Below are 6330 nucleotides of genomic sequence, written 5' to 3'. Positions count from 1 at the left end.
CTGGGCAACCCCAAATCAGCCACATTCAGATACGATGATTATATCATCTAGCAAAACAATAAAAGCCTAACAAATTCAGTAACAATTGAACATAATATCTCCCAGTTTTAACTTATATCCGCGTGACAAACTTGTAACATCAGATAAACGAAAACTGGAATAGCGGCAGTAAGGCTATCTATACGATCTAACATTCCACCATGCCCGGGAATTATGTACCCGCTGTCCTTAATACCTGCTTCACGTTTAAACATACTTTCTGTTAAATCTCCAACCACAGAAGCTAGCGCAGCTACTGTGGAGCAGACAAGCAGCGTAAGCGGAGCGACATGAAGCGGTGCATAACTATTAAATATCCAACTAATAATTAAAGATATTAACAGGCCGCTTATTAGACCTTCCCAAGTTTTACCAGGCGAAATGTTAGGAGCTAGCTTATGACTACCTAAAGCGCGTCCGAAGAGATAAGCGCCAGAATCAGCGCTCCATACTAGGAACATGATATATAATAACCACCAAGATCCTGCAAAATGATTAATATCATAATTATAATCAAGTAATATAATTACGCTACAAAAAAAAGGTAGTATAGTAAAAAAGCCAAATGCTAATCGTAGTAAGTGAGAATGACACCAGAACAAAGCATAATTAGGATAGCAGAGTACTAGTATTAGTGCAGTGAGCCACCATAGTAAAGCTACTAACAGGACGTATTGTACCTGCCATACGATAAATAATGGCCAGTAGATCGGTACAGCAAATGTTATCACAGTCAATAGTAAACCATATACTATGGTCAGCCAAAAACGTTTACTAAAATCATTTAATCCAGCTAGTTGCCCCCATTCCCAGGCACTTAACATACATACTGTTAAGGTAACTAGCTTGAACCATATGGGCGGTAATAAAAAAAGTATACCTATTACTATAGGTATAATAATAAATGCGGTAATCAAGCGATACTTCAGCAAAAAACCTCCCTAGTCAGGTGTAGTTCTACCGAAGCGCCGTTCTCTTTGAGCAAAAGCATTGAGAGCATTTTCAAAAACAACGTCATCAAAATCGGGCCATAACACATCGGTAAAAAATAGCTCAGCATAAGCTATCTGCCATAGCAGAAAATTACTAATACGGTGTTCGCCTCCAGTACGGATTACTAAATCTACAGGGGCTAGTTCATTCATACAGACATAACGGCATAATATATTTTCATCTATTTCATGAGGAAGTAAGAGACCGTCTTGGACTTGAATAGCAATTTGCTTAACTCCTTGAATAATATCCCAACGTCCACCATAATTGGCGGCAATATTGAGAGTTAAACCATTATTATTGCTGGTTAGTTTCTCGGAATAAGAAATACGTTCCTGTAAACTCATACCAAAACGACCAATATCACCAATAATTTTTAGTCGTACATTATGTTTATGCAAGCTTTTTACTTCATTATCTAATGCACAAACAAAAAGTTCCATAAGCGCGGAAACTTCTTGAGTAGGACGATTCCAATTTTCACGGCTAAATGCATATAGCGTCAACGCGTTGAAATGATGGTTAACTGCAAAGCTAACTGCACGGCGGACTGACTTAATACCAGCCTGATGACCGAAGATACGTAATTTGCCTTGCTTCTTCGCCCAGCGACCATTACCATCCATAATAATTGCTATATGTTGGGGCGATGATAAAACAGGAAACATTTGAGTCTCTAATTTATTTTCGGCCAATATTATTTTTACGTATTACCTAAATTAATAAGAGAATACTATTCTCTTTCTGAAACACAGGGCCTACGAAGCAGTCAATAATCCGTGTATACTAATAACGCAATTGGCCATTATTAACGGTCTTAGTGGTATACTACTATATCATTTTGCTGATCATCGAACAAAAATGTTGAGTACAATAATCATTTATCGCTCGAAATAGCGGACGCTTAGGCGGGCATTTTGACGCGCTTGACGGTCAATAAATAATACTTCCTCTACGCTAGCTGGTTCGGTAAAATTTAACTGGTCTAGTACCCTACGGTTTACTGCAGCAATATCGGTAAAGCTGATATCTCTTTGCAAAAAAGCTGCTACCGCAACTTCGTTGGCGGCATTGAGTGCAGTGGTTGCGGCCTGGCCGCTCTTACTAGCTTCAATAGCTAGTTGCAGACAGGGGTAACGTTCACCATCTGGTTGGTAAAAACTCAGAGTACCTAAGCGTAAAAAGTCAAGAGGTGTAACTCCTGTCGGTACTCTTGCAGGATATGCCATAGCATGGGCGATAGGAGTGCGCATGTCAGGATATCCTAGCTGGGCTAGAACGCTACCATCAGCATAGCGTACCATTGAGTGAACTATCGATTGTGGATGTAGCAGTACTTCAATTTGGTCGGCGGAAGCGTTAAACAACCAACGTGCCTCGATATACTCTAATCCTTTATTCATCATCGTTGCTGAATCTACTGATATTTTGCGTCCCATTGACCAATTGGGATGTGCACAAGCTTGATCTGATGTTATTGCAGCCAGCGCTGATAGTGGAGTATTACGAAATGGTCCTCCAGACCCAGTTAAAATAATTCGTGATACACCATGTTCAGTCAGCGACGCATACAGCGACGCATACCGTAACTTACGCTGAAGTGGTTCAGGTAAACTCTGAAAAATAGCATTATGTTCGCTATCTACTGGAAGTAGTTGTGCATTGTGCTCACGTACTTCATTCATAAACAGCCTCCCGCAAGTTACTAGTGCCTCCTTATTAGCTAGCAACACGCGTTTACCAGCGCGTAGTGCAGATAATGTGGGTAGTAAACCAGCAGCCCCGACAATAGCTGCCATCACCGTATCTACTTCCTCTAGTGCTGCTAGTTCGCAAGCTGCTGGAGTACCGGAAATTACTTGAATAGGGATTCGAACTTGGGCTAAGTTAGCTTTGAGTTTCCTCGCCGCTCGCTCGTCTGCCATACCAGCCCAGGATGGCCGAAAAGCCAAACATTGTTTTGTCATTAAAGAAAAATTATCTTTTGCTACTAGTGCACGTACTGTGAACTGATCTGGATTATTTTTGATCACAGCTAATGTGCTAGTACCAATAGAACCGGTACTACCGAGAATCGTCAAATGCCTCATGAAATTATTTAGCTACTACGTTAGAATATATTAAATATGACAACACACCATAAAAAAACGCCGCAGCGACAAGACCCTCACTTAGGAGGGGCCACTACGGCGTTTTCAGACTGTCTACGAATTAAAAATCGATTAGTTCTCTTTCTTTTTCTGCTAAGATGCTATCTAGTTTTTTAATCCATATTTCGGTGATTTTCTGAATATCTTCTTGATATCTACGATCTGCACCTATCGTTTTGTTTTTTAGTAGCGCTTTTACCTTGTCATTAGCATCGCGTCGTATATTACGCACGGAAATTTTTCCTTGTTCAGCTTCAAAGCGAACTACTTTAATCAGATGGCGGCGTCGTTCTTCAGTCAGGGGCGGTAATGGTACATGGATAACTGTTCCCGCTAAGTAAGGATTAAGACCTAAATCTGAGGCTATGATAGCTTTTTCTACCGATGGTATCATTGATAAATCGAACAAGGTAATCGCTAAGGTACGTGAATCTTCCGCTACAATATTAGCTAACTTACGCAATGGCATGATTGCACCATAAGACTTTACCTCAATACCATCAAGTAAACTTGGGGAAGCACGGCCAGTACGGAACTTACTAATATGGTTTTTAAATGCTTCTACGCATTTTGCCATACGTACCTCAGCATCTTTTTGGATTTCATTAATCACGTTGTGTACCCTTGAGACTTTATTTATCTTGGCTGATAAGAATGAAAATTTTTCTTTTGCTAATTAATAATAGTACCTTCTTTATGACCCATGACAACACGCAATAAAGCCCCTGGCGTGTTTATATTAAACACACGAATGGGCAGATTATGATCACGTGCTAGTGTAACAGCAGCTAAATCCATAATTTTTAGTTCATTTTGAAGTACTTCCTGATAACTTAATTTATCATAAAGTATCGCATCTGGATTATTTGTCGGATCAACAGAAAAAACACCATCTACTTTAGTAGCTTTTAGTACTACATTAGCTTTAATTTCTAGAGCACGTAAGCAAGCAGCAGAATCAGTAGTAAAAAACGGATTACCTGTTCCAGCTACGAATATCACTACGCTATTCTTCTCAAGCAAATAGATAGCTTTTTCCCAGTTGTAGTTTTCACAAATTCCATCCAGTGAAATGGCTGACATAATATTAGCGTTGACATCTACATGCTGCAGAGCATTACGAATGGCTAGACCATTTATTACTGTAGCTAGCATTCCCATATGATCGCATACAACGCGGTTTATACCAGCCTGTGTTAGCACAGCACCTCTAAATATGTTTCCGCCTCCTATAACTACGCCAACCTGAATACTAAAGTTTACTAACTCTTTTACTTCCTTAGCTATACGAGCTAAGACACTAGTGTCTATCCCCAAATTTGCTATGCCCTGTAGAGCTTCTCCGCTCAATTTGAGCAAAATACGTTGGTAGACAGGTTTAGCATCCATGGATGATAAGTTCCTTTTGTTAGTTTAGTACTAGTACCGAATGAACTGACTAGACAAATATTAGCGAAATTTATTTTATTTTTATTCCTTCACCAACTTCAAAGCGAATAAAGTTGTTAACTTTGGCTTTATGCGCCTCTAGTAGCTGCCCGATCGTCTGAGTGGGATCCAGAATAAAGTTCTGGTTAGTTAGAGAGATATTTTGGGTAAACTGACGCATACGACCTTCTATCATTTTTTGCGCTACTTCATATGGCTTATGGGATTGCATAGCAATATTGAGCTGTATTTGGTACTCACGGGAAATAATATCGTTAGGTATATCATCTACATTAACATATTCAGGTTTGATCGCGGCAATATGCATAGCAATCTGTTTAACTAAATTGGGCTCGGCATTAGTAGCAGATACTATAACCCCAATACGAGCGCAATGTAGGTATGAAACTAGTATCTCGCCTTCTAGAAAACCTATGCGGCGGAGGTTAATATTTTCACCCATCTTTTCTACTAAAGTGATGCGCTGTTCTTCGAATTCTTTTTGAAGCAAATCTAACTTTATCATCGGTTGATCTAATGCTGCGGTTACTATTTTATCTCCGAAGTTGATAAAAGTTTGATTTTTAGCGACGAAATCTGTTTCACAGTTTAGTTCTATGATTACGGCATATTTGCTATTATTAGCTCTTTTGATAATAATTATACCTTGAGTAGCTATGCTCCCGGATTTTTTAGCTGCTGTAGCCTGCCCTAATTTACGGAGGTAATCGATAGCTAACTCAATATCTCCATGAGCTGCAACTAAAGCGTTTTTACACTTTATCAGCCCAGCACTAGTACGGTAACGTAGTTCTTTTACCAAAGCAGTAGTAACATCAGCCATTATTTTAATATCCTTTAATTAATTTAGGGAGATAAACAAAAAGAGTATCACTGTAGAAAAGTTTTTTCACTTTATCTTGAGATAAGTTCTTGAGAACGACCTTCTTGTATAGCCCTTGCTACAACAGTTAAATATAAATTTATGGCACGAATAGCGTCGTCATTACCAGGAATAATAAAATCTATATGATTAGGATTTGCGTTCGTGTCAACAACCGCAAAAACAGGTATACCTAAATTATTAGCTTCTTTGATTGCAATATGTTCGTGTTCAGCATCAATCACAAATAATGCATCTGGTAGCCCACCCATATCCTTAATTCCACCGAGGCTTTTTTCTAGTTTTTCTAATTTACGAGTACGCATCATTGCTTCTTTCTTAGTTAGCTTCTCTAACGTTCCATCTTGAGACTGAGTTTCTAACTCTTTTAAGTACTTAATAGACTGACGAACTGTTTTCCAATTAGTTAACATTCCACCTAACCAACGATAGTTAACAAAAAACTGATGGCAACTATTAGCAGCCTCTTTTATCGCTGCGCTTGCAGCTCGTTTGGTTCCTACAAACAATATTTTTCCTTTATTGGATGCAATTTTGTTTAGTTCAGCTAGAGCATCGTTAAACATCGGTACCGTTTGTTCTAAATTAATGATGTGAATTTTGTTACGGGCACCGAAGATGAATGGTTTCATTTTCGGGTTCCAGTAGCGGGTTTGATGACCAAAATGAACACCAGCTTCGAACATGTCATGCATAAGAACAGTTGCCATATAAAACCTCGATGTATTTAATTTTTGGGTATACGATACTTTATGTTTGCGTATCTTATACTACTAACTGGTAACTTTTGTAGTAAAAGTACTCTTGCTTTGTGCT

General features: G+C 38.9%; 7 protein-coding genes. All 7 read right to left on the bottom strand.

Annotated elements, in window-relative coordinates:
• Positions 1-107 precede the first annotated feature (107 nt).
• Positions 108-971 (bottom strand): phosphatidate cytidylyltransferase, encoded by an 864-nt coding sequence (gene cdsA, locus CEX73_RS00720; protein ID WP_101626712.1) that lies wholly within the window; start codon positions 969-971, stop codon positions 108-110.
• A 9-nt stretch (positions 972-980) separates the two neighbouring features.
• Positions 981-1700, bottom strand: a complete 720-nt coding sequence (gene ispU / locus CEX73_RS00715; RefSeq protein ID WP_101626713.1) for a (2E,6E)-farnesyl-diphosphate-specific ditrans,polycis-undecaprenyl-diphosphate synthase — start codon at positions 1698-1700, stop codon at positions 981-983.
• A gap of 213 nt (positions 1701-1913) precedes the next feature.
• Positions 1914-3122: a 1-deoxy-D-xylulose-5-phosphate reductoisomerase gene (ispC, locus tag CEX73_RS00710; protein ID WP_101626711.1), complete on the bottom strand. Its 1209-nt coding sequence runs from the start codon at positions 3120-3122 to the stop codon at positions 1914-1916.
• A gap of 121 nt (positions 3123-3243) precedes the next feature.
• Entirely contained in the window at positions 3244-3795 is a 552-nt protein-coding gene (gene frr / locus CEX73_RS00705) for a ribosome recycling factor (RefSeq protein ID WP_101626710.1), read from the bottom strand.
• Between the two features lie 59 nt (positions 3796-3854).
• Positions 3855-4571, bottom strand: coding sequence for a UMP kinase (gene pyrH, locus CEX73_RS00700; RefSeq protein ID WP_101626709.1), 717 nt, complete (start codon positions 4569-4571; stop codon positions 3855-3857).
• Positions 4572-4641: 70 nt separating this feature from the next.
• Positions 4642-5454 carry a translation elongation factor Ts gene (gene tsf, locus CEX73_RS00695; protein ID WP_101626708.1) on the bottom strand — a complete coding sequence of 271 codons (813 nt, stop codon included), beginning with the start codon at positions 5452-5454 and terminating at the stop codon, positions 4642-4644.
• A gap of 71 nt (positions 5455-5525) precedes the next feature.
• A complete protein-coding gene (gene rpsB / locus CEX73_RS00690) occupies positions 5526-6224 on the bottom strand; it encodes a 30S ribosomal protein S2 (RefSeq protein WP_101626707.1) in 699 nt (232 codons plus the stop codon).
• Positions 6225-6330 lie beyond the last annotated feature (106 nt).

The organism is Candidatus Palibaumannia cicadellinicola (assembly GCF_002855795.1).
Classification (GTDB): Bacteria; Pseudomonadota; Gammaproteobacteria; order Enterobacterales; family Enterobacteriaceae; genus Baumannia; species Baumannia cicadellinicola_C.
This window is presented reverse-complemented; position numbering and strand designations above follow the sequence as displayed.